Below are 252 nucleotides of genomic sequence, written 5' to 3'. Positions count from 1 at the left end.
AGGTCAACTGGACGCTGCCTGCGCGCGTGGCCGTGTTCGACCAGCTGATCGAGGTGATCGAGGCGGCCGGTAAGCAGGACGCCGACGCGAAGACCCGCTACGCCGCACAACTGCAGTCGCTGAAGAACAACCGCAAGCGCGCAGCCGGCGAGCTGGAAGGCCTGCGCCGCAGCGATGCCGTGCGCGTCCGCGCGGAAGACGAACGCGGCATGCTGGCCACCGCGGCGGCGGAGAAGGAACGCGCAGACATCG

At 69.4% G+C, this 252-nt stretch carries 1 protein-coding gene; it reads left to right on the top strand.

What is annotated here, in order from left to right; genetic code table 11:
• Positions 1-252: S46 family peptidase (locus tag OH705_RS28110; RefSeq protein WP_267303554.1), on the top strand; the 252-nt coding region annotated here is incomplete at both ends.

The organism is Pseudomonas sp. BJa3 (assembly GCF_026343815.1).
Taxonomy (GTDB): Bacteria; Pseudomonadota; Gammaproteobacteria; order Pseudomonadales; family Pseudomonadaceae; genus Aquipseudomonas; species Aquipseudomonas soli.
This window is presented reverse-complemented; position numbering and strand designations above follow the sequence as displayed.